This window comes from Pontiella desulfatans (assembly GCF_900890425.1).
Taxonomy (GTDB): Bacteria; Verrucomicrobiota; Kiritimatiellia; order Kiritimatiellales; family Pontiellaceae; genus Pontiella; species Pontiella desulfatans.
This window is the reverse complement of the sequence record NZ_CAAHFG010000001.1, coordinates 2,731,148-2,750,719: the sequence shown is the minus strand read 5'-3', so window position 1 is coordinate 2,750,719 and position 19,572 is coordinate 2,731,148. Positions and strand designations below refer to the sequence as shown.

Annotated in this window: 26 protein-coding genes and 1 pseudogene; 6 read left to right on the top strand and 21 right to left on the bottom strand. The window is 53.2% G+C overall.

Annotation, left to right across the window (positions count from 1 at the left end; translation table 11 throughout):
• Positions 1–52: 52 nt before the first annotated feature.
• From E9954_RS09700 to E9954_RS09675, 6 genes and pseudogenes are all read right to left on the bottom strand, one after another.
• On the bottom strand, positions 53–340 hold the full coding sequence (locus tag E9954_RS09700; protein ID WP_136078982.1) for a hypothetical protein: 288 nt from the start codon (positions 338–340) through the stop codon (positions 53–55).
• Positions 334–756, bottom strand: a complete 423-nt coding sequence (locus E9954_RS09695) for a hypothetical protein (protein WP_136078981.1) — start codon at positions 754–756, stop codon at positions 334–336. Before E9954_RS09695 ends, E9954_RS09700 begins: the two co-directional genes overlap by 7 nt.
• Positions 757–849: 93 nt before the next feature.
• Positions 850–1,146 carry a hypothetical protein gene (locus E9954_RS09690; protein WP_136078980.1) on the bottom strand — a complete coding sequence of 99 codons (297 nt, stop codon included), beginning with the start codon at positions 1,144–1,146 and terminating at the stop codon, positions 850–852.
• An 8-nt stretch (positions 1,147–1,154) separates the two neighbouring features.
• Positions 1,155–1,433, bottom strand: coding sequence for a hypothetical protein (locus E9954_RS09685; RefSeq protein WP_136078979.1), 279 nt, complete (start codon positions 1,431–1,433; stop codon positions 1,155–1,157).
• A gap of 15 nt (positions 1,434–1,448) precedes the next feature.
• Complete coding sequence (locus E9954_RS09680) at positions 1,449–1,733, bottom strand: hypothetical protein (RefSeq protein ID WP_136078978.1); 285 nt, start codon at positions 1,731–1,733, stop codon at positions 1,449–1,451.
• A gap of 69 nt (positions 1,734–1,802) precedes the next feature.
• A pseudogene (locus tag E9954_RS09675) lies at positions 1,803–2,102 on the bottom strand (zincin-like metallopeptidase domain-containing protein); the annotation flags it as partial.
• 196 nt (positions 2,103–2,298) lie between these two features.
• On the opposite strand from E9954_RS09675, the gene E9954_RS09670 reads away from it, so the two are divergent.
• The 3 genes from E9954_RS09670 to E9954_RS09660 are packed head-to-tail and all read left to right on the top strand — an operon-like array spanning position 2,299 to position 5,482.
• Positions 2,299–3,546 (top strand): site-specific integrase, encoded by a 1,248-nt coding sequence (locus E9954_RS09670; protein ID WP_222847124.1) that lies wholly within the window; start codon positions 2,299–2,301, stop codon positions 3,544–3,546.
• Positions 3,543–4,490, top strand: a complete 948-nt coding sequence (locus E9954_RS09665; protein ID WP_136078976.1) for a tyrosine-type recombinase/integrase — start codon at positions 3,543–3,545, stop codon at positions 4,488–4,490. Before E9954_RS09670 ends, E9954_RS09665 begins: the two co-directional genes overlap by 4 nt.
• Positions 4,487–5,482 (top strand): tyrosine-type recombinase/integrase, encoded by a 996-nt coding sequence (locus E9954_RS09660; RefSeq protein ID WP_136078975.1) that lies wholly within the window; start codon positions 4,487–4,489, stop codon positions 5,480–5,482. Before E9954_RS09665 ends, E9954_RS09660 begins: the two co-directional genes overlap by 4 nt.
• A gap of 6 nt (positions 5,483–5,488) precedes the next feature.
• Here E9954_RS09660 and E9954_RS09655 read toward each other — a convergent pair whose 3' ends face one another.
• The 15 genes from E9954_RS09655 to E9954_RS09590 all read right to left on the bottom strand — a co-directional run bounded on the left by E9954_RS09655 (position 5,489) and on the right by E9954_RS09590 (position 16,829).
• Positions 5,489–6,151: an ArdC-like ssDNA-binding domain-containing protein gene (locus E9954_RS09655; protein WP_168442123.1), complete on the bottom strand. Its 663-nt coding sequence runs from the start codon at positions 6,149–6,151 to the stop codon at positions 5,489–5,491.
• A gap of 78 nt (positions 6,152–6,229) precedes the next feature.
• On the bottom strand, positions 6,230–6,841 hold the full coding sequence (locus E9954_RS09650; protein ID WP_136078973.1) for a hypothetical protein: 612 nt from the start codon (positions 6,839–6,841) through the stop codon (positions 6,230–6,232).
• Between the two features lie 246 nt (positions 6,842–7,087).
• Positions 7,088–7,306, bottom strand: a complete 219-nt coding sequence (locus tag E9954_RS09645; protein WP_136078972.1) for a hypothetical protein — start codon at positions 7,304–7,306, stop codon at positions 7,088–7,090.
• Entirely contained in the window at positions 7,278–7,748 is a 471-nt protein-coding gene (locus tag E9954_RS09640; RefSeq protein ID WP_136078971.1) for a hypothetical protein, read from the bottom strand. Before E9954_RS09640 ends, E9954_RS09645 begins: the two co-directional genes overlap by 29 nt.
• Before the next feature lie 12 nt (positions 7,749–7,760).
• Complete coding sequence (locus tag E9954_RS09635; protein ID WP_136078970.1) at positions 7,761–7,982, bottom strand: hypothetical protein; 222 nt, start codon at positions 7,980–7,982, stop codon at positions 7,761–7,763.
• Between the two features lie 13 nt (positions 7,983–7,995).
• Positions 7,996–8,433, bottom strand: coding sequence for a JAB domain-containing protein (locus E9954_RS09630; protein WP_136078969.1), 438 nt, complete (start codon positions 8,431–8,433; stop codon positions 7,996–7,998).
• 84 nt (positions 8,434–8,517) lie between these two features.
• Complete coding sequence (locus tag E9954_RS09625; protein ID WP_136078968.1) at positions 8,518–9,339, bottom strand: PD-(D/E)XK nuclease family protein; 822 nt, start codon at positions 9,337–9,339, stop codon at positions 8,518–8,520.
• A gap of 81 nt (positions 9,340–9,420) precedes the next feature.
• Entirely contained in the window at positions 9,421–9,834 is a 414-nt protein-coding gene (locus E9954_RS09620) for a hypothetical protein (RefSeq protein ID WP_136078967.1), read from the bottom strand.
• Between the two features lie 446 nt (positions 9,835–10,280).
• Positions 10,281–11,375 carry a transposase family protein gene (locus tag E9954_RS09615; RefSeq protein ID WP_136078966.1) on the bottom strand — a complete coding sequence of 365 codons (1,095 nt, stop codon included), beginning with the start codon at positions 11,373–11,375 and terminating at the stop codon, positions 10,281–10,283.
• Positions 11,376–11,469: 94 nt separating this feature from the next.
• Positions 11,470–12,633 (bottom strand): LbetaH domain-containing protein, encoded by a 1,164-nt coding sequence (locus E9954_RS09610; RefSeq protein WP_136078965.1) that lies wholly within the window; start codon positions 12,631–12,633, stop codon positions 11,470–11,472.
• Positions 12,630–14,450: a MarR family transcriptional regulator gene (locus tag E9954_RS09605; RefSeq protein WP_136078964.1), complete on the bottom strand. Its 1,821-nt coding sequence runs from the start codon at positions 14,448–14,450 to the stop codon at positions 12,630–12,632. The genes E9954_RS09610 and E9954_RS09605 overlap by 4 nt, the downstream gene beginning before the upstream one ends.
• Positions 14,447–14,587 (bottom strand): hypothetical protein, encoded by a 141-nt coding sequence (locus E9954_RS32400; RefSeq protein WP_168442122.1) that lies wholly within the window; start codon positions 14,585–14,587, stop codon positions 14,447–14,449. Before E9954_RS32400 ends, E9954_RS09605 begins: the two co-directional genes overlap by 4 nt.
• On the bottom strand, positions 14,584–15,219 hold the full coding sequence (locus E9954_RS09600; protein ID WP_136078963.1) for a hypothetical protein: 636 nt from the start codon (positions 15,217–15,219) through the stop codon (positions 14,584–14,586). The genes E9954_RS32400 and E9954_RS09600 overlap by 4 nt, the downstream gene beginning before the upstream one ends.
• Positions 15,216–15,515, bottom strand: coding sequence for a MerR family transcriptional regulator (locus tag E9954_RS09595; protein ID WP_136078962.1), 300 nt, complete (start codon positions 15,513–15,515; stop codon positions 15,216–15,218). The genes E9954_RS09600 and E9954_RS09595 overlap by 4 nt, the downstream gene beginning before the upstream one ends.
• 138 nt (positions 15,516–15,653) lie before the next feature.
• A complete protein-coding gene (locus E9954_RS09590; protein WP_136078961.1) occupies positions 15,654–16,829 on the bottom strand; it encodes a hypothetical protein in 1,176 nt (391 codons plus the stop codon).
• A gap of 298 nt (positions 16,830–17,127) precedes the next feature.
• Between E9954_RS09590 and E9954_RS09585 the strand changes: the two genes are divergently transcribed.
• Genes E9954_RS09585 through E9954_RS09575 form a run of 3 tightly spaced genes read left to right on the top strand, consistent with a single transcriptional unit; the run spans position 17,128 to position 19,515 of the window.
• On the top strand, positions 17,128–17,721 hold the full coding sequence (locus E9954_RS09585) for a restriction endonuclease subunit S (protein WP_168442121.1): 594 nt from the start codon (positions 17,128–17,130) through the stop codon (positions 17,719–17,721).
• Positions 17,722–17,740: 19 nt separating this feature from the next.
• A complete protein-coding gene (locus tag E9954_RS09580; protein WP_136078959.1) occupies positions 17,741–19,258 on the top strand; it encodes a type I restriction-modification system subunit M in 1,518 nt (505 codons plus the stop codon).
• A 23-nt stretch (positions 19,259–19,281) separates the two neighbouring features.
• A complete protein-coding gene (locus E9954_RS09575) occupies positions 19,282–19,515 on the top strand; it encodes a DUF2188 domain-containing protein (RefSeq protein WP_136078958.1) in 234 nt (77 codons plus the stop codon).
• Positions 19,516–19,572 lie beyond the last annotated feature (57 nt).

The following is a 19,572-nucleotide window of genomic DNA, read 5'->3' as shown; positions in this document are numbered from 1 at the left end:
GAATGCCCGCCCGCATCCGGTGCAGTGTCGGTATGGCATGATGGGCCTCCTTTCAGTATTCTGAGGGCAGGAGCACGCAACTGGAGCTACGGTCGGCCTCGGTGATGATCCAGATGCGAGTCCCGTCTTCCAGTCTGTATGCAGATAAGATCCGGTCACCGCTCTCCAGTGCCTCCTGATTAGCCTGCTTATCTTCTTCGCAGAGATCGCCCCAGTCACCACTCTGATGGCGATGGATAAACTCCGATGCGCTTTGTCCATTATTTTCCAAGGCTGCCAGCGCCCCGGGTGTTGCGACTACCTGCCCGAGTTCAAACAACTTCTTATTTGCCGTTAACATGGCTCTACCTCCTTTTTCTTTACGGTTTCCCGTGGGCACTCCGAGCATGCCGCGTCATTTGCCTCCTGTTCATTCAGGCAGGCACTGCACGGCAGCAGGATCTCCCCGCACACCGGACACGGGAAGGGCTTGGGTTCCTTGTATGATACTTCCGACGAGCAGGCCGGGCACCACTCGGTATGGGCTGGTGCATCCGGCTCAATACCATCATTGAGCTCAAGCCAACCAGGGGCGTTCCCTTCCGGGTCAGCGAGCACAAATACAGTTCGCTCGACGGCCTTTCCTTTCTGCTGTCCCTTGGCGGTGAAGCCCCAGTATTCACCGGAGTCGTCTACGACGCCCCCCGTAATCGTTAATCCGACCAGCTGAGGAATCAGCCGGTCGAGACACGCCTTTACATATTCATTCTGTTTCATGGTTCTCTCCTTGGTTACAAAGAAGGGGAGCCGTCATGGCTCCCCGTTAACTGTTCGTTTGTTGGCGAGTGCATTACCCGCTTCGGTCTCGGTTCATGCCTGCACCTCCTTTTCCTCAGACCAGACCACATCGGTGTCATACCGGGCGAATACACCGCCATCCGATGGCACGCACTCATTCACCAGAAACCCGCAGGTCCATCCGAGCTCATCCCCGGGGTAGTCTGGTCCGGAGACCATGCCGCGTACACCGCCGAAGTGTGTGCAGATCAGTTCGCTCAGATCTTTCAGGAAGTGGGCATACGCATCCGAGCAGCAGATCACGTCGTCGTCATGTACCGCACGGTGTATTACTTCAGCCATCTCGGAGTCCTTCAGTATCTTCGCCATTGCTCCTCCTATGATTTCATGAATAGTTCGCCGGGAGCCCAGTGTCCCTGTTTGAATGGTTGTGAGAGCGGGGTGACCGGGATCATTGCTCCGGTTCGAAGCCCGTTGGCGTAATACGCCGCGTACTCGTCGTCTGATTTATCCAAGTAGGCCGCCATCTCCTCTGCGATTCCCGGGTGCTTTTCCACGCCCGTCATGGGCTGGCTGGTCAGCGCCAGCCGTATGTGCTGCAGTTCGGCCGGCAGCAGCTGCCGGTAGTATCCTGTCGGTGGTTTCTTAATCTCCATTCCATTACTCCATTGTTATGATGAGCAGTTGGCTCCCATGTAATAGTTTCCATCCGTGGTTACGACCAATAGAGCCGGGCCCCACTTTTGGGCGTGACCGCTCAGCCATTCTTCAGCCGCCTCCCGGTTATTCAGGGGAGGATGTTTGGCGACTTCACAGCCTTGTGCCTCCGCAAACGTTCCGGTGTAGCCACCGTGCCCATGTTCGTAGCATTCCTGCTCTATGATGCTATTCGCCTCGACTATCGCCGCATTCCGCTTTTGCGCATTGAGCTCTATAAAATTAAATGAACAACCCATGCCTATCTCCTTTCTGAGTGTTGATTAAAGAGTGGGGGAGCACCGTTTTCAGATGCTCCCCCGGTTGCGTTACGCCGCCTCTGCCTGCACTGCAGGTTGCTCAACTGCCTTGGTATTCATGATGTAATCGAATGCCTTCTGAGCCTCGCTGCCAGCTTTGATCAGGAGCGAAGGATCTGCCTTTAATTTATCTAACCAACCTCTGAGGTATGCGGCAGAATTACGTTCTGTGCACAATAATATTCCAGCGTATCCACAAAGGAATGCCGAGGTCATCTCAGCAACCAATTCTTCCTGACTATAAGCATGGCTGCCGAATCCTCCATTCGGAGTCATGATTGCCTTGCGCCCGACGCGGGATTCGTGGCCGGTACTGTGCGAGTTATGCCGATATCGGCATAAGGCGCATTATGCCGACACTGGGATTATGCCGAATTGAGTTTCAATGGAATTGATTGCCGGGTGAATTCGAGAAACTGATTCGGCATAACATTGCAAGAATCGATCTTGCAAGATGTTGTGTTTTGTTTCCGATTTGCTCCTTAACAACGATAAGGAGCAACAAATGAATACGCATCAACAAACAACGAATGAAGCCCATGTAACCGCCCGCGAACTGTTCGGGGAGCACGTGTCCTCCTTCCGGCAATATCTTGTCGGCCACAACTATGTGACCAATACTGTCCAGCAATACATGCGGTGCGTGGGGGCTCTTGCGGCGACCATGAAAGCAGACGGAATCGCCGTCGGGGAGTTGAACGAGGCATTGGTTCTGGATCTTGTGGACAGGCAGGGATGGCCCGAAGGACGTCACTACTACGCCGTCACGATCGCAAAGCGCTTTGTTCGCTTCCTGCATGACCGGGGAGTGGGACAGCTTCCACCTCCCCCGACGGAGAAGGAAATCGCAAGAAAGGAACTGCGTAAGGAATACGAATCCTACCTGCGCCGACAACGCGGATTGAGTGAAAGTACGATCTTTGGTTGCTGGCACCAGGCAAACCGTTTTCTTGAATACCGCTTCGGTGAAGAGCCTGGAGACCTTTCAAAAATCACGGCGACCGACATCATTGACTTCCTCCAGCATGTAACCGGCAGAAAACCGCCGGTACGGAATAAGACGGTTTCCACTCACCTGAGGAGCTTCTTTCGCTTCCTGTTCCAGACCAAGCGAAACGGGGCCAACCTCGCCAAGGGCATTCCAAGCGTGGCCCAGTGCTACGGGAAACGGTTGCCCGTGCATCTGACTTCCGAACAAACCGAAGTCCTGGTCGATGCGGTTCGTGGCAATAAACCTACGAGTCGACGGAACCATGCGATGGTGCTGCTGCTCGCCCGGCTCGGGTTGCGTCCACAGGAGGTGATCCGTATTCAAGTCGATGATATCGACTGGAGGGCCGGTGAGATCGTCATCAGGGGCAAGGGCGGTCGGCATGACCGGCTTCCCCTTCCGACCGACGTGGGCGAAGCCATTGTGGAGTACATCCGGAACGACCGGGTCACGGAGTCGAGAACGCTCTTCGTGTCGAACCACGCGCCGCACAAGCCATTCAAAAACGCCGAGGTACTGAATACGGTTCTTGTGAAAGCGTTCGCGAAAAGCGGACTGACGCCGCCAATACCGTATACCTGTACGCACATACTGCGGCATAGCCTGGCGACCAACCTCGTGCGGCAGGGCGCATCACTCGACGAGGTCAGCAACCTGCTTCGCCACCGGAGCCAGACAACAACCATGCTCTATGCGCGGATGGATGTGGACGGCCTGCGATCAATCGCCTTGCCTTGGCCCGGAGAAGGAGGTGCCCAATGAAAACCTTGAATAGAGAGCTTGAGCGCTACCTGTCCATCCGGCGAGGCCTTGGGTATAAACTGAATACGGATGAACGAATCCTTCGCAGGTTCATCGAGTTCATGGAGCAGGAAGAAGCGGCGCACATCAGCACCGGCTGTTTCCTTCGCTGGAAGGAGGCATTCGGGCATGCAAACACGCAAACCTGGTCGAGACGACTGACAGTGGTCAGAATCTTCGCCCAGTGGATGCACGGCATCGACCCCCGCCACGAAGTGCCGCCGCAATCACTGATACCCGGCCATGTCCGCCGCTCCCGGCCTTACATCTACAGCGAAGAGGAAATCAAGATGATCGTTGAAGCCGCAGCGGAGCTTCCTTCCCGCAACGGCATCCGTCCGCTGACCTACTCGACGTTCTTCGGACTCATCGCCGTTACCGGCATGAGAATCAGCGAAGCCGTTTCGCTCAATGTTGCCGATGTCGATCTCGAGAATGGAGTCGTTGCCGTACGAAAAGGAAAGCTGGGCAAGGAACGCTTGCTGCCGGTCTCTACGGATACAGCGGAACGGCTGGTTGCCTATGCCGTCGAAAGGGATCGGCTAAACGAATCGACACCCTCGGCATTCTTTATCTCGGATCATGGGGAACGGCTGGACGCCTGCGCCGCCCGCTACAACTTCGCCATCGTATGTCAGCGTGTCGGGCTGCGACCGGTTCAGAAGTTTTTCCGGCACGGGCGCGGGCCGCGCATCCATGACCTGCGGCATACTTTCGCCGTCCGCACGATGCTCAACTGGTACCGGGATGGAAAGGATCCGGCCCAGGAAATGATCAAGCTCGTCACCTACCTCGGGCATGAAAAGCCCGCACACACCTACTGGTACATCGAGGCGGCTCCTGAACTGCTAGAACTGGCGTCCCGCCGTGCGGAAGAATCCGCAGCAAGGGAGGTGGAATCATGAACGCGCTGACACTACCCGCTCTGGTTCAACTGTTCTTCACCGACCGGCTCACCATCCAGATAAACGCAAGTCCCAATACGATCGCCAGCTACCGGGATACCTTCCGCCTGCTGTTGCGCTTTGCCGGGGAACAACACGGCAAGGTGCCGACGAAACTCCGGGTCGAAGATCTGGATACCGAACTGGTGGGCGACTTCCTCGCCTATGTTGAGAACAAGCGCCGCAACTGCGCCCGCAGCCGCAATGCCCGGTTGGCCGCCATCCGGTCCTTCTTCAAATTCGTGGCCATGACCGAACCGGCATACCTGCTCCAATGCCAGCGAATACTGTCCATGCCCAGCAAGCGCCATGAGCAACGTACAGTGGAGTTTTTGGACCGCCGGGAAATGGATGCGCTGCTGTCTGCGCCGGACCGGTCCACATGGATCGGGCAACGCGATCATGCCATCCTGACACTGGCACTGCAAACCGGACTTCGAGCATCGGAGCTAATCAACCTATGCCAATGCGATCTCATTGCCGGAACTGGTGCGCATGTCCAGTGTATGGGTAAAGGTCGAAAACAGCGCCTCACGCCTCTCAGGAAAGAAACCCTTTTGGTCATGAAGAACTGGCTTCGGCGGTATGGCGGAACTGAAGACGGGCCGCTCTTTCCAACCATCAGGGGAGGGAAACTCAGTCGAGACGCCCTGGAACATCTTGTGCGAAAGCATACGCTCACGGCTTCGAAAACCTGCCCCTCGCTGGCGACCAAGCGGGTGAGTCCGCATGTGCTTCGGCACAGCACCGCCATGGAGTTGCTGCACCACGGGGTGGATCAAACCGTTATCTCGCTATGGCTTGGCCATGAATCCGTTGAAACAACGAGAATCTACCTGCACGCCGATCTGCACCTTAAGGAAAAGGCGTTGGAAAAAGTGATGGCAACGGCCTCGAAACCAGGGCGGTATCTCCCCGCTGACAAGCTACTCGCCTTCCTCGAAGGCCTATAATTATGCCTAATGGCCGTACCGAACACCCTTTGACTGCAAGGGTGAAATCATTCGGTACGGCATAATCCCAGTGTCGGCATAATGCGCCAGTTCATGGAACAGCGCGCCGTAATACTCTTCGCCACTGGTGAACCACTCTGGACAGGGCATCGACACTAGATCCATCGATGGACTGTATGAGGCCAATGTGCGGGCATTGTTGATCCGCGGCGGGTTGGGCATTGAAGCGACTAGACTCTCCGCTACCTTCAAGGGTTCATGCTCCCTTGTGGGGATCTCAATCGCCGGGACCTTACTTGCTGGCAGTCCCTCGCATTGCTCTACGTTAAATACTCGGTAATACCTGAGCATCGCATAGCCTTTTTGATCAGGAGTGTTTTCCTTGGCTTCAATGAATCTCCAAAAAATTACAGGGCAACTCTTCTCGCCTTTACGGACTTTGCCTCCCATCGCATTGACTTGCTTCATCGATAGGAAGCAGGGGTTGGCGTAACCGAGCATGTGCAGCAAAAACACATTCACACCGCGGTAGTTTTTTCCCGTAACCAGGTTCTTCGGCATTAGCGATACCGATGTCCACGGCTTCTTCCAGGGCAGCTCTCCCGTTGCTTCTATGCGTTCGATCAATCGGGCGGTAATCATTTCATTAATCTTCTGATAAGCACTCATTGGTTGTCTCCTTTGGTTTGGTGTGGGCATAAAAAAGACCGCCCGGGGTGGGTGGCCTTGTCGTCTTCCTGTTTTCTGCTATGCCGCGATCCTTTCTTCCTTCTCCTTCATCGCCTGAAGCATCCGCTCCTGCTGAATGGCTTCAAGCTGCTGAATCCAGTAGTGGTCAAGCATCATCGGCATGACCACCAGGGTGGTCGTCTCATTCGTCACGAGCACCGGAGACCGCTTGGGATCGATCTTCTGGATATGGAGCGTAACGGCCTCATCGTCACCCAGCTGCACCAGTTTAGGATCAACCCAGCATCCCAGTCCGGCGCAGGCACGCAGCACAAACTGTTTACCGTTGCCATTGAGGGTGTAGGCGGCATCGTCAGTGTGGTTGGGAATAACCTGCCGATAGCTCGGGAAGGTCAGCTCCTCCTGGCACCGGGTAAGAAAGATCGCCTTTGCGGAATTAACCTTTATATCGTAAAGGCCCGGTTCGGCCTCCAGATTGAACCGGTCACTGCGCATGCGTCTGCCATCCGTTGCGGTGATGGTGATGCCGTCATCACCGTCCGTCTCTATAAGCACTTTGGAGAGAACATGCCGGGTAGGGTCTTTGGAGGTGCAGGCGAGTACGGACTTCAGCCCGGTAAAGTCCGGCTTGGTATGCTTGTTATTATTGAGTTCTATCATGCTGTTCATCGTGGTTCTCCTTCGGGTTTGTAAATACAGCAGGCCGCCTCCCGGATTGGAGGCGGCCACTTTATCGCGCTTCCTATGAGCGCTTGGCGGTGCGTATAGCTGATGTGTTCGTAACTGTCATAACTGCCGCGGTTTCGTGTTCGCTGTCTGTCGAGAGTTGGAACAGTTCAGATCATGTCCGCAACTGAGCCAACTGCCGGAAGACGGGCATGCCGATCATTCAACAGTTGGAACAGTTGATGTATATCAGGGACCTGCACCGGCCAGCTGCCGGTCATACTCTTGCTCCGCATCGACCTTTTTCCACTGCCAGCCATGTACGGCGTTCACGATGCTGATCTCGGAATCAACCTCCGGTCCGTCCTCATAGAGGTAGGCCCGGGTGATACGATCCACGAGTTCAGTCTCTCTGCTGCCGCCACCGACATACTTGCCATCAGGCGTTTTGATTACGACTTTCGCCATGTCCTACCTCCTGTTCCAGATGACCCCGGATGCCGTTCATCGGTTCGTAGTAGAACCAGCTAACATCGATATCCAGCGCGTGGGCGGTGATGTATTCCTTGAGCTTGCGGCAGATGCCTTCCGGGGGGCACCATGCCGTAAGAAAGCAATAGTTCAGCCTTCCGTTGCGGATGTTTGAATCATCCAGCGTACAGTCATAGGAATTCCACTTGGTACCCCAGTTTGCTACGCGCCAGTCATACCAGCCGTCATGACCGTATTGGGCTATGCGCCGGGCATTAACCTCGGGATCATCCGTCGACTCCAGCAGCTCCTCCGGGGTAGGGAGGAGCGACGTGAAATCAAACAGTGATTCCTTGCCGGCCAGATGCGCTTTAATGCGCAATGCAATCTCCTCCGTCCGGCAGTGCAGGGTTACTTCGTTGTTGCAGTGATTAGGCATATGCACTCCTTTCTACTTTGATTGTTTTCTCAGCACCTCTACGGCTTTCTCCATCTCCCACCGGTCCTCGGGCTTCATTGCTCCGAGGTCGATGTAGTGGCGCAGGTTCATCGCCAGCAGATCCGCCTTAGCCCGGCGCATCTTCCGGTTATGCACGGCACTGTCGTGATGCCTGACAGGCAGCTCTATCGCTATCAACTTCTCCGGCGTCAGGTAGGCTCCATATTCTTTCATGGTTCGCTCCTTCCTACCCGAAGTGACACAGCCCGGTTTCCCGCAACGATACGGCCCGGTCGCCGATGACGATATGGTCGAGCACTTTGATGCCCATGATCTCGCCAGCTGCGATGAGCTGTCTCGTAATTTTCAGATCTTCGCAAGAGGGAGAAGGACTTCCACTGGGGTGGTTGTGCGCCAAAATGGTGTACGATGCTCCGCTTTGAATGAGCGGCCGGAACACCTCACGAGGATGGACCAGCGCCGATGATACGGTGCCCAATGAAACCAGATGTTTCTCGATCACCCGGTTCTTAGCATTCAACGCAATAACCACAAACGCTTCTTGAGCAGCCGACTTCAGCTCACTCAAATACGCTTCAACATGTTCCGGTGACGTCAGCAAAGTTCCGTCATAAGCAGCCTCTTTGACCGCCAATTCTGTCTGTAATTGAAGTACCATTTTCATTTCTCCATTTTGTGTGTTTAAACTAAAAACCCGCCGTGCCGGGATGGCGCGACGGGGTGGTTGGGGTTGATGCGGGGTGGTGGATTAGGCGGCCTGTGCGATGGAATATTCTCCGTGGCACCATGATTCACATGCCCCGGCAAAGGGGCAGTCGTTACAGGCGAACGAATCCAGACTCGGATAAAATAACTCCTGTTCCACGATGGTCTCCGCCTTCGCCGCCAGCATGCCCAGCAGTGCCCAGTCTTCGGGGGCACGACTTGTTACATGCTTTTCATGCACCGGGGTCTTATTTTTCACCGCTACATCAAAACGTACATCCGGATTAATCCCATGCTTCTGCCAGTACGCCAACGAATACGCTGTTGCCTGTAATGACTTTTCGGCCTTAGTTTTCGCCCACCTAGTCGCAGAAGTTTTCCAATCGATCACCAACGGCTGACCGTCTTTCTCTACGATTAAATCCCATTCACCCACCATAGGCTTACTCATAAACCGACCATCATAAATAATCGGCACACAGAACACTTCGCTGACCTGCAATACCGTCTCCGTTGGATCTATGTTATCCCATGCAACCTGGATCAAACCACGGCCCTGTTCCTCTACGCCATCTGCATCAAGCTTACCGTATTTGATCGGCTCCTCTTGTGATGACCGTCTCCAGTCTTCGGTATAGAGTTCCAGTGCTTCATCTATGGTCATAGGCATACCAAGCTTTCTCGCCAAGTAGACCTGGTCGAGTGTACGATGGTGGCAACTTCCTGCGACCAAGTTGACCGATGTATGCGTGGGCTTGAGTTTATCGATCTTCTGAAATCGCCACTGCAAGCTGCAGATGTTCAGCAATGAGTTCAGACTACTGAACGACCAGTGCGGTCGTTTTCTTAATTCCATCAATGTCATTTGATTCTCCTGTTGTAGATACAAAGAAGCCCCGCCGCTCACGATGGAACGACGGGGCCGAGTGTTAGGGTGGGGTGGTACTTAGGCCGCCCGCTGATACTCATCAATCAGGCGGCTACAGGTCTTACGGTCCAGATCAAATATGGAGTCTACGCCGTACTGCTTCTTGACGTCGGCATTGAGTTGCATCAACGTAATGTTACGAGCCTTGGCTAAGTCGAGTAAATAGCCGACCTGCTTGTTGCTCGCCTTGCTATCCATCTGGGCACTGTGCTGTTGCGGCTCCGGCAGCGCACCAGGCGTCGAGCCCTTCGCTAACTCTGACTCAACCGAGTCACGGACCAGGCGGAAGGTGTTGGCTATTTTTTCCTTCAGCTCTGACTCGGTTAACCCTGCGGGTAATTCCGTGGATACAGATGCCAGATAGGACTGACTTGAGTATTCATGACCTTCAATTGGCACCGTCTTTTTGTAGCTTGAATTTAGCGTGATCATATGGGGAAGCCTCCTTGGTTATTGGTTAAAAGAAACGCCCCGGCGGATTCCGGGGCATTAGGCGGGAGGGCATAGCTACACCTTTCCCTTCAATTATATATAACCCCCCAAACGCTCTTTTTCACTGTATAGGGCATGTCACAAGGTTGGTTCTTTGCTTCTTTTTTATAGACAGGGTTTTAGCACATGCAAAACCGGTATTTTTCTCAAAGATGGTTTTTCATATGAGTATTATGCGAGAAAACCGAGAGAATTTGCGATTTGAAGATCCGCTGAAAGCCTGTTTCTTCCGATTTAGGTGCGCTAGTTGATAAATTTTCTTTGTATTTGACTATTTTATGGTTATAAGTGTATAATATTACGATAGTTATATATGCAACGCGTATTCTGTGCTTGTGTACCTGTATTCTGCCTTCTCTCAGCCCCATATTTCTCCTGCATGGTACCTACTGCGGGTGGCGCCTGCCCAGATACTTGACGAAGGTGATGAGTGCATCGCGCATGACCCTGCCGGTAAATTGCAGGGATCGCGGGAGTTCCTTCTCGTGGACTTCAACCCACCTAACGAAGCATTCGGATAGCTGCAGGCGATCCAAATTGCCCAGTACCCGATAGAAGGTATGGTATTTTGGGATAATGGCGCATCCATTTAAGTCGACTTTGAATCCGAGCATTTGGGCATTTGCCACCGACAGGCGCCTAGAGAATTTCACTATGCCGTTGACAGAATGGAATCCGCACAGCAGGGCCAGAAATATCGTTGCCAAAATGCTGTGCTGAGGGTGTTTCTTGTTCGTTGCGCGATCGTCGTCTATGGCTTTGAAAGCATCCCTCAGCGATGGAAGAAGATGCTCGCTGATGGGTAGCAGTCCGGTGAGTTTGCGGGAGGTGCCAGCCGTGTATGCTTTGTCCAGGTTTTTGGCCGTCATGATTTCCGAGGCCCGGGGAACCAACTCATTGATCCAGTAGCTTGAAAGTTTTTCAGGGTTCCCTTCCGTTGCAAGGATCCAGCCGGCACCGCGGAAATAGTCCGGCATCCGGCCGTCCGGATCCATATGGCAGTCCGCCAGTAAAGGTTTATAGCCGTAATGCAGTTCGAACATTTCCGCCATCCGTGAGATGGCTGCCTGCAAGGCACGCACGCCGTAATCTGGACGGTAGCATGCTTCCCAGCGGGGCAGGTATTCAAGGACTTCCAGAACCAGGGGGCTTCGTTCCACTTGATGGTACGTGCTCCAGCCAAGCCAGTGATCTCGCTCAAGGGATTGGGTTTCCGCCCGTCGCACTAAGAGTGCCCCAAACCAGTCGTTGTTGGTCAAAACCAGAAGCCCCATCTCATATGCGACCTCGTGTTCAAATAAGAGGTCATCCCATCCATCCATGTGTTCCTTTGCGAGTTCTTTGAACCTCTGCGGTGGGGCTGCCACCACGTAGATATTGTCATAATCCGGTATGAATTTTCTTTCTGGTTTCATGGCGGCCTTTTGTGTTGGGGAGGCAGGGCGGGCGATTGCGCCCGCCCCGATTAAGCCTGTATTCATGCTTCCGGTGGTCCGAAGAGCCCATGCACTTATTCGTAGGGGGCCCCGGCGTAGTTATCCCGGTGTGCGGCTATGACATCGATGTTGTTCTCGTTCATTTCGTTGCCTTTGGTTGGTTGTGTGAATCCTGCTTCGGCTGCGTACCGCCACGGAGCTTTGCCTTGCCGGCAGAGGCTCTGTCCCGCCGGAACATGTGCGTCAGGGACTTGAACGTTTCATCCATGAACGGCGTTGCGGGGGCCATCTGGCCGGGCAGTTCGTACCGATGATCTTTCAGCCATTGCCTGAGTATCCGGTTAACCGATTTCATATCGATAACCCCGTGAAGTCGGCTGTAAGCTGAAGAGGGAGGCATAGCTCGTTCCAGAGTGCGGTGATGAGGGGGAGGCAGTCCGAGCCAATGGGACTGTTTCACGGTCAGGCTCAGAGATGGTATGAAGTCATTTATTTGAGATGTTTCTTTTGCTCCGCGCAACGCCGCTATGAACGCCAGGCTCAAGATGGTGGATGGTTGGAACCGGGGAGTGCTTTTTCTCGGGTCCTGAACATCCATCAATGCTTCTTTCAATGAGCTAAGCAGAAGATCGGGAATAGTCCGCTCATAGCTGAGTGGTTCTCTGTGGATAACCTCGGGGGCAGGTCTGATCGGTTCATGCCAATATGGCCCGTCGGCAGATTGCAAGTCGATGTGAGATGGGGCTTCATCACGCATGCCTGCATTATGCGCAATACGCTCTAAATTCGGTAGGTATGGAGCATTTCCATCGATGTGTAAAACGGTTCCGGTCTGCTCAATGATCGCGAACTGGCCGGTGAGCTGCGTGTTTGTTCCGAACTTTATGCTGCCTAAGAGTCGGATATCACCTGAGACGGATGCATGGTTCATTATGCAGACACAGCCCAGCACTTGAGTGAACCCGCTGACCTTCGCATAGTCAGTCACTACGGCGTCATCCACGACGCAGGCATTTCCATAAATCTTAGCATTACCGAAAACCTTAGCGCGCGCACCAATTGAGGCTCGTTCGTATACTTCGGCGTTCCCTCCGATCCAGGCATCTCCTCCGACCCTTGCCTCTCCGTACACGGCGGCTTCGTCGGCGATCCATGCCCGCCTTCTCTTGGACAGGTTTTTAGAATTCTCGACCCATCCGCCCAGGTCGCCTTCCTTTACGTCACCGAAAGAGGATGTCGCCTCGATGCGGTATAACGTGATGCCGTTAATCTCTCTAGTTTCTTCTGTCAGTTTATATTTCATTTTAGTTCCTTTCGTTTGTGGTTCTTTGTTGTGAGTGTGACCGCCTCGTTGTTTGTTACATTGGGGAGGGCTATATCGTCCCCAAGCCCTTTCTCGGCCATCGCGAGGACCGTGTCCGTCGTGTCGTCGACTTTACATTCTGGGGTCTGGCTCTCGCTGGGCAGGGTTTCGCTGGAATCGAGAATTTGCTTCAGGGCGGGGTGCCCTGATTCTGCCTGCGAGAATAGATCCCGGACGAACCTGTACTCGCTTGCCTTCCGGCAAGCGTCTTCGACTCGTTGATCGTTGATGGCTGCTTCTGGCTGAATAAGATCCAGCTTGAACAGTGCAGCGAGTTTGATGGCGTCCCATGATTGGTAAGCCGTGGCGTCGGCATGTTCCCAAAGATGATTCAAGGTGCATCCTAAGCCTTGATATACATTAAGGTTGCTGCATATCGAATTCCAGTACTCGGTCTGCTTAGTCATAACGCGATCGCACTTGTCTTTGAGTTTCTGAGCCGCGCCGCGATCGTATCCGAAGTCGATGATCACAGAGCCGTATGTTTCTCTCAGAGATTCAAGGGCTTCTTCTAGATCTGCATCAGGATATTCGCGGTGAAATATCTCTTGCTCAAGCGCAAGACTTTCCGTGATATCATCCCGGCACCTAGCAAGATATTGATCGTCGTCTTTTTCCTTCAATGCACGGACGAGATCCGGGATGTTGGAGAAATTAACGCACTGGGACAAGAGGGAGTAAGCCGCGGCAAACAGCAGGTTGTTTGCGGAAATGGTGCCGGTTCGCAAGGGGGACAGCATGGGGATCATTTCTTCAGGGGCAACGTTGCGATAAAAGATGGCGCATATCAACGGGTATAATCTGGTTTGCATGAGCCTCTCTGCCTGCTGTTCCCGGAGACGCCTTTTGAGCGCGGTAATTTTCACCCTTTCAGCATCCAGTTCTTCCGGGGAGCAGTTGCTTATCCACTGCAGGTCAAAGGGAGGATCCCAGCCCTCCTCCTCATCTTCGTCTGGCACAGGTTCCGGGGAAAGGGTCTCTCCGGGAGATTGGGGCTCAGTAGTTGGAGCACCTCCCGTCGGAACTGCTTCCGTAGATGCCGCGTTCTCCGGGATCGACGGGTATGGTATTTCAGAAGAAAAAAAAGAAGGAGAAGTTCCCTTGCCCCCGGCAAGGGAATATAAGGGATTTTTCTCTGTTGTAACCTCCGTTGTAATCTCCGTTGTAGTCTCTTGTATACGTCCCCCAAAAGTTTTGGGGGAGGGGGCTATCGATTTATCAGGGGAGGGGGGTGCTTTGGTTTCCGGAGAGGGGGCCACCTTGTTTTTTTTCGATACGTTGTAGCTTTTTGCTGGCTTCCTTGGCCGCTTGTCGACTCTGGGGAAGCTGATTTCCCGGATCTTGTCCGGTACGGGAGCCAGGAACATGACGTTGTTTAGCGGGGAGCCCATCTCCGGAGTTATGTTCCTGAATTCACGCTCGATGAGACCCTGATCAATCAACAGGTCAATAGATTGCTTGACCCGTGCTTTCGACATGCTGAACAGTTCCGCCAGCTGCGCATAGCTTCGCTGCAGCTTGTCTGCTGTGAACCTTTTTTTGACGTGGATTACGAGCCCGGTTTCTTCGTCCTTCTTGACCGAGGCACGATACCAATAGACGGTGTCGCTCAGGATGTGCATAGCGAGGAAGTCGGGCTCCTTCTTCTTGCCATGAACAATGAATTTTGTCCATGTGTTAGGGATCATGTTCCCGGTAATCCTTAACTCGGTGATTTGCCGAACCAAAACCGGCAGCTGTTCATGTCCCGGATTCATAGTGCGCCTCCAGAATGCCGCATCAGAAGCCCCGTTGCCGTATCGAACGCTTGCAGGGTAGTATTGTTCATGATATGTTCTTCTTTGTGTTGAGTATTGGATTCCGCGCCTGCCAGCGCGGTTTTTTTTGTGGTCATTTTGCGGCTCCAGTTTGGTTGTTGTGAATTAGTTTCAGGGAAGCTGTTTGTTCGCCCAATAGGGCCTTGAGGTGTACGCCTCGCTGGATGTTGGTAACTAAATCTGTCCATTTTTCCTTGCTGGTGACCGGCATGATGACTGCCGTCGTATTCCTGTTCTTCAGGACGACTCCAAGGTAATCCTTCTTATGAATGTGGAGTTTAAAGGGTTCATTCTCGCCAATATGGATCAATGTCGGGGAGATATATGTGCCTAGGGCCGCTGCGGCCCAGACAACAAAATTAAGACCGTGGCCTTCCAGAACGTGGGAATTTGATGAGTTGAGCCTTGGGATCGCATGGCGATAATTGGGGTATGCAGCAGTTTCATAGACCCGAATTAGGCCGATCTGGTCGACCGTGTTACTCGCAACGCAATAAACCCCCGGCTCGGCGCGTATGTTGAAGTTGTCCGAGCGCAGGAATTGTCCATTTGTTGCCGTGATCGAGATACCCCGCGCCCGCCGTTCAACGCATAGCAGATTAAGAATGGCTCTGTTTGGGTCGCAAGACCTAGTTTCCATCAGGAATCTCGCTCGGGTGAAATGCACGCTGTTGTGATCGATGCAGATTGTAGTTGGCGGCGCGTTCATTTTTCCACCCCCCGGTCGATTTCCACTCCTTGGTCGCGAAGACGGGTGACATCTTCGAGAAACCAGCGGATACGCCGTTTGCTAAGCCGTACCGCTGAAATGGCACCTCTCTTTTCAAGTCTTCTCAGGCTAATGGGGTGTATGCCAAGGATGGCAGCCGCCTCCTTGGTGCCGATTTGTTTGCCGGCTCTTTGCTTGCCGGCCAAGGCTTGTGCCAGTTGTTTTCGCGATGTGCTGTCGATGGTTTCGTCGGCCGCTAATGCAACGGTGATCATCTGCTTGGTGCTGCTTTTCATTGTGTCCTCCAGGGTTAATCTGACTGGAGGAAAAGTAGCGAAGGAGTCCGCCGAAATTATACGCGAACTGGTGTTTCTGGAAGGGGTTTTTAGTTATTATTTGCTGTGCAGAACCTTATGCATGGGAATTCGAAGGAATTATTTTTCACATTCAAGGTGGACATCATTTCTTCCGTGCTCAATTTCGAGCTGAGCGATGCGGTAAGCTCCCTTGAGATCATTTTCAAAGGTTTCTTTGTGTAGCCCGATAGAGTGCCTTAGGAAGTCAGATGCTGCTATGTAGACGTCGGTTCCCCGCGATAGCGCAGGTTTATTGCCTGCAAGGAGCTTGTTGATGTAGCATATGCGGCAGAATTCCCGGAGCGCCTCAAGGCGAGAAGGATATTTCTTGGTCGCTGTGATGCTACGAATTTTACTCGTTACGCTTGAGAGCTCGTTCCAAAACGTTGGGTGCGAAAATATACCTTCGATATGTGCGAGGTGTGCCAGAAAATTCTGGTCTTCATCATAGTGTTCATCGACGTTGGCCTCATATCTGGCTACATAGGCTTCCTTTACGCACCATCCAAATATTTGCAATGCACTTTTATTTTCCGTGCCTATTTCCACCGCAAGTTTTTTTAGATGATCAAGGTTCTTTTTAATGTCCGAAGTGGTAGCTAGCTGTACTAGTAGCGAAGGTGGATATGCATTTTTTAGATGTTTTGCGACCGGAATATTATGTGACTTCAATCTGTGTGCGGCAGAGTTCAACTGCCAAAAAAACGCCTCACACTCATACATCTCAAGGGAATTGTTTATGGCAAATCGCACAATGTTTCTTATAGCAATTTCGGGCAAGCCAGATGCCGAATTTTGTTCAATGATGCTGAAAGCTAAATCTTTCTTTTTTATAGCATGTTCAATAAGGCATTGCCGTGCAAAATCATAAACACCGTCGTGTGTGAGGCCTTGTGAAAATACGGATTGCAGGACATCGGAGAGGGCAAGTTTCCCAGCTTCGTCTATATTGTCTATATCTCGCAAGAAGTTAAACGGTTCGATCTGGACCTGCTTGCCCTCCCCCTTATTACAATCGAGCTTGTTAACTAATGAGAGGATCAACTCAGTCGGGTTGTCGGCCCTGAGTCTTTTAAGAAGCAGGGTCTTGTATTCATCATTCAGTAGCGCACGAATGTCATCTTTGAAAAACCAGTGTGCTATTTTGACTATAATTTGGTAGTTGGGATGGCAGTTAGCCGCGATGTACTTTATGAACTGTGTCTCATCTTTTCTGCTCGCATCTTTATGCAGCATGATTAGTTCTTCACTCACAACCCATCCTCCCGGTCCGCCAGTAATTGTTGTTTGATATCCTGCCAGTTATCAGCGGTTAGGATTTCGAGTTTTTCACGTGCCCAGTCCAGCAAGGGTGAAGTCGGCCATATCCGGAAACCTCGAACGTGCTGTTCCCGATCTTAATTTGTTTTGGCGGGTACTCGTGCGTCATAACATCGGTCTCCTTTGTTGCACCAAACTGTAGAGAAAAATGTATACCTGCGTCAACTGTGCAATATTTGTTTATTGCGAGAGGCTTGACAGAATGCGCAGTATGACTATATTGCGAACTGTTATGAGTATTTGCGATATAGCTGAAATACGAGCAGGTTATGCCTTTAGGTCTAAAATCATCCATGATCCTGATGGTAACGTATGCGTCATACAACCGCGTGATCTGTCGGATGACGGTCGTATTCTGGATGCCCGAATTTTACGGGTTGTCGTTTCCGGCCTCAAGAAAGAGCACCTTCTAAAAGCAGGCGATGTGCTGGTTTCCACGCGCGGTCGTTTTGCGTCGGCGGTGTTTTCCGGGCAATGCGAAGGCGGGTGTGTCGCTTCCGGCTCGTTGCTGGTGGTCAGGGTTAAGCCCGGTAAGGCGGTTTTGCCGGCCTATCTGTCACTCTACTTCAACTCCGCGCAGGGCAGGCTGGGCTTTAACCGTCTGATCGAGCAATCCTCCATTCCCTATGTCAGCCGCAATACGATGGAGCATTTCATTCTCCCGGTTCCAGACCTTGGAACGCAGCAGGAGCTGATCGACCTCGAACAGAGCCGCCGGGACTATGCCCGGCTCACCGCCCGCAAGCTGGAGCTGCTGGACGGACTCATTAACCACCACTTGACTGCCGAAGCTTCAGCCAAGGCGAGACTTTCAACCATTCAATAGTTTAAACGGAGAGCCAACCATGACAGGCGCAAAAAAATACACCCAGGACGAGCTGAACAAAACGCTGTGGAACGCGGCCGACTCCTCGCGCGGCAACGTCGATGGCGGGGTCTACAAGGACTATGTCCTGCTCTTCCTCTTCTTCAAATATATCTCCGACCTGCATCAGCACACGCTGGAAAAACTCAAGGCGCGCTATGGCGACGACAAAGACCGTATTGCCCTGCGCCTGAAAAGCGAACGCTTCATCATTCCCGAGGGCGCCAGCTTCCACGAGCTCTACCTCAAGCGCGAGGAAGACAACCTCGGCGAACTGCTCAACAAGGCGCTGCATCGGATCGAAGACGAAAACAGTGAGCGGCTCGGCGGCATCATCACCGTCGACTTCAACTCCGAGGCCGTGCTCGGCAATACCGAGCAGCGCAACAAAATGCTGCGCGACCTCATGGACGACTTTTCAAGGATCGACCTCACCGAGGCGGGCGACGACGTGATCGGCAATGCCTATATGTATATGGTCGAGCGCTTCGGTTCCGATGCCGGAAAAAAAGCTGGCGAATTCTTCACCGTCCATTCCGTCGCCGAGCTGCTGGCGCGGCTGGCCAGGCCGCAACCCGGCTGGCGCATCTGCGATCCTGCCTGCGGGGCGGGCGGTCTGCTGCTGCTGGCAGGGGCTGAGATCGAGAAGCAGGGCTCGAACGACTACGCCCTCTACGGCCAGGAAAGCAATATGGGCACCTACAACCTCGCCCGCATGAACATGTTCCTGCACGGCAAGGATTCCGCCACCATCAAACAGGGCGACACCCTCAACAATCCGCTGCTCAAGGAAGACGACGCCCTCATGAAGTTCGACCTCGTCGTCGCCAACCCGCCGTTCTCCCTTAAAAAATGGATGGGCGAAAACATCGAGAACGATCCCTACAACCGCTTCTGGCGCGGCCTGCCGCCCAAGACCAAGGGCGACTATGCCTTCGTCACCCACATGGTCGAAACCGCCAAGGCCGGGGAAGGGCGCGTCGCCGTCATTGTCCCGCACGGCGTACTGTTCCGCGGCGCGGCCGAAGGCCGGATTCGCAAAAGCCTGCTGGAGCAAAATATCGTCGATACCGTCATTGGCCTGCCTGCCGGGCTGTTCCAAACCACGGGCATCCCCGTCGCCATCCTTATCCTCGACCGATCCCGCGAAGAAGGCGGTGCCAACGCCGACCGCAAGGACGTCTTTTTTGTTGAGGCCTCCAAAGAGTTCAAGCCCGGCAAGGCCATGAACTTTATGGAAGAGAAGCATATCCAGAAAATCATCGACGCCGTCGAAAAGCGCAAGCCGATCGAAAAGTTCTGCCGTCCCGTCCTGCCCGGCGAGATCGCCGAAAACGACCACAATCTCAATATCACCCGCTATGTCGACACCTTCGAGGAAGAGGAGGAGATCGACATCGAGGCCAACCTCAAGGAATTGAAGGAAATCGATACTGAACTCGTGAAGGTCGAAGCCGAAATGGCCGAGCACCTGAAGGCGCTGGGGATCGGGGAATAACCAACAAGATAAGGAGCAACACCATGGCACGCGGCAAAAACCAACACGTAGTAAAGCACTCGGATGGATGGGCGGTTAAGGGTGCTGGAAACAGCAAAGCAACCGCCGTGACTAAAACGCAGGCACAGGCGATCAACATCGCTCAAGATATTGCCCGCAACCAGCATTCCGATACCAAGATTCACGGAACCGATGGACGCATCCGAGCTGGAAACAGTTATGGAAATGATCCGTGCCCGCCGAAGGATCGGAAATAGAGACGATGCTAAAGGAAATCATCGCCGAGCTGACGGAGCCGGATAAAGAGATGCAGA

Bases quoted from the DNA above. Each gene is read 5' to 3' on its own strand.
- E9954_RS09700 (WP_136078982.1), bottom strand. From the start codon at position 340: ATGTTAACGGCAAATAAGAAGTTGTTTGAACTCGGGCAGGTAGTCGCA.
- E9954_RS09695 (WP_136078981.1), bottom strand. From the start codon at position 756: ATGAAACAGAATGAATATGTAAAGGCGTGTCTCGACCGGCTGATTCCT.
- E9954_RS09690 (WP_136078980.1), bottom strand. From the start codon at position 1,146: ATGGCGAAGATACTGAAGGACTCCGAGATGGCTGAAGTAATACACCGT.
- E9954_RS09685 (WP_136078979.1), bottom strand. From the start codon at position 1,433: ATGGAGATTAAGAAACCACCGACAGGATACTACCGGCAGCTGCTGCCG.
- E9954_RS09680 (WP_136078978.1), bottom strand. From the start codon at position 1,733: ATGGGTTGTTCATTTAATTTTATAGAGCTCAATGCGCAAAAGCGGAAT.
- E9954_RS09670 (WP_222847124.1), top strand. From the start codon at position 2,299: ATGAATACGCATCAACAAACAACGAATGAAGCCCATGTAACCGCCCGC.
- E9954_RS09665 (WP_136078976.1), top strand. From the start codon at position 3,543: ATGAAAACCTTGAATAGAGAGCTTGAGCGCTACCTGTCCATCCGGCGA.
- E9954_RS09660 (WP_136078975.1), top strand. From the start codon at position 4,487: ATGAACGCGCTGACACTACCCGCTCTGGTTCAACTGTTCTTCACCGAC.
- E9954_RS09655 (WP_168442123.1), bottom strand. From the start codon at position 6,151: ATGAGTGCTTATCAGAAGATTAATGAAATGATTACCGCCCGATTGATC.
- E9954_RS09650 (WP_136078973.1), bottom strand. From the start codon at position 6,841: ATGAACAGCATGATAGAACTCAATAATAACAAGCATACCAAGCCGGAC.
- E9954_RS09645 (WP_136078972.1), bottom strand. From the start codon at position 7,306: ATGGCGAAAGTCGTAATCAAAACGCCTGATGGCAAGTATGTCGGTGGC.
- E9954_RS09640 (WP_136078971.1), bottom strand. From the start codon at position 7,748: ATGCCTAATCACTGCAACAACGAAGTAACCCTGCACTGCCGGACGGAG.
- E9954_RS09635 (WP_136078970.1), bottom strand. From the start codon at position 7,982: ATGAAAGAATATGGAGCCTACCTGACGCCGGAGAAGTTGATAGCGATA.
- E9954_RS09630 (WP_136078969.1), bottom strand. From the start codon at position 8,433: ATGAAAATGGTACTTCAATTACAGACAGAATTGGCGGTCAAAGAGGCT.
- E9954_RS09625 (WP_136078968.1), bottom strand. From the start codon at position 9,339: ATGACATTGATGGAATTAAGAAAACGACCGCACTGGTCGTTCAGTAGT.
- E9954_RS09620 (WP_136078967.1), bottom strand. From the start codon at position 9,834: ATGATCACGCTAAATTCAAGCTACAAAAAGACGGTGCCAATTGAAGGT.
- E9954_RS09615 (WP_136078966.1), bottom strand. From the start codon at position 11,375: ATGAATACAGGCTTAATCGGGGCGGGCGCAATCGCCCGCCCTGCCTCC.
- E9954_RS09610 (WP_136078965.1), bottom strand. From the start codon at position 12,633: ATGAAATATAAACTGACAGAAGAAACTAGAGAGATTAACGGCATCACG.
- E9954_RS09605 (WP_136078964.1), bottom strand. From the start codon at position 14,450: ATGAATCCGGGACATGAACAGCTGCCGGTTTTGGTTCGGCAAATCACC.
- E9954_RS32400 (WP_168442122.1), bottom strand. From the start codon at position 14,587: ATGACCACAAAAAAAACCGCGCTGGCAGGCGCGGAATCCAATACTCAA.
- E9954_RS09600 (WP_136078963.1), bottom strand. From the start codon at position 15,219: ATGAACGCGCCGCCAACTACAATCTGCATCGATCACAACAGCGTGCAT.
- E9954_RS09595 (WP_136078962.1), bottom strand. From the start codon at position 15,515: ATGAAAAGCAGCACCAAGCAGATGATCACCGTTGCATTAGCGGCCGAC.
- E9954_RS09585 (WP_168442121.1), top strand. From the start codon at position 17,128: ATGAGTATTTGCGATATAGCTGAAATACGAGCAGGTTATGCCTTTAGG.
- E9954_RS09580 (WP_136078959.1), top strand. From the start codon at position 17,741: ATGACAGGCGCAAAAAAATACACCCAGGACGAGCTGAACAAAACGCTG.
- E9954_RS09575 (WP_136078958.1), top strand. From the start codon at position 19,282: ATGGCACGCGGCAAAAACCAACACGTAGTAAAGCACTCGGATGGATGG.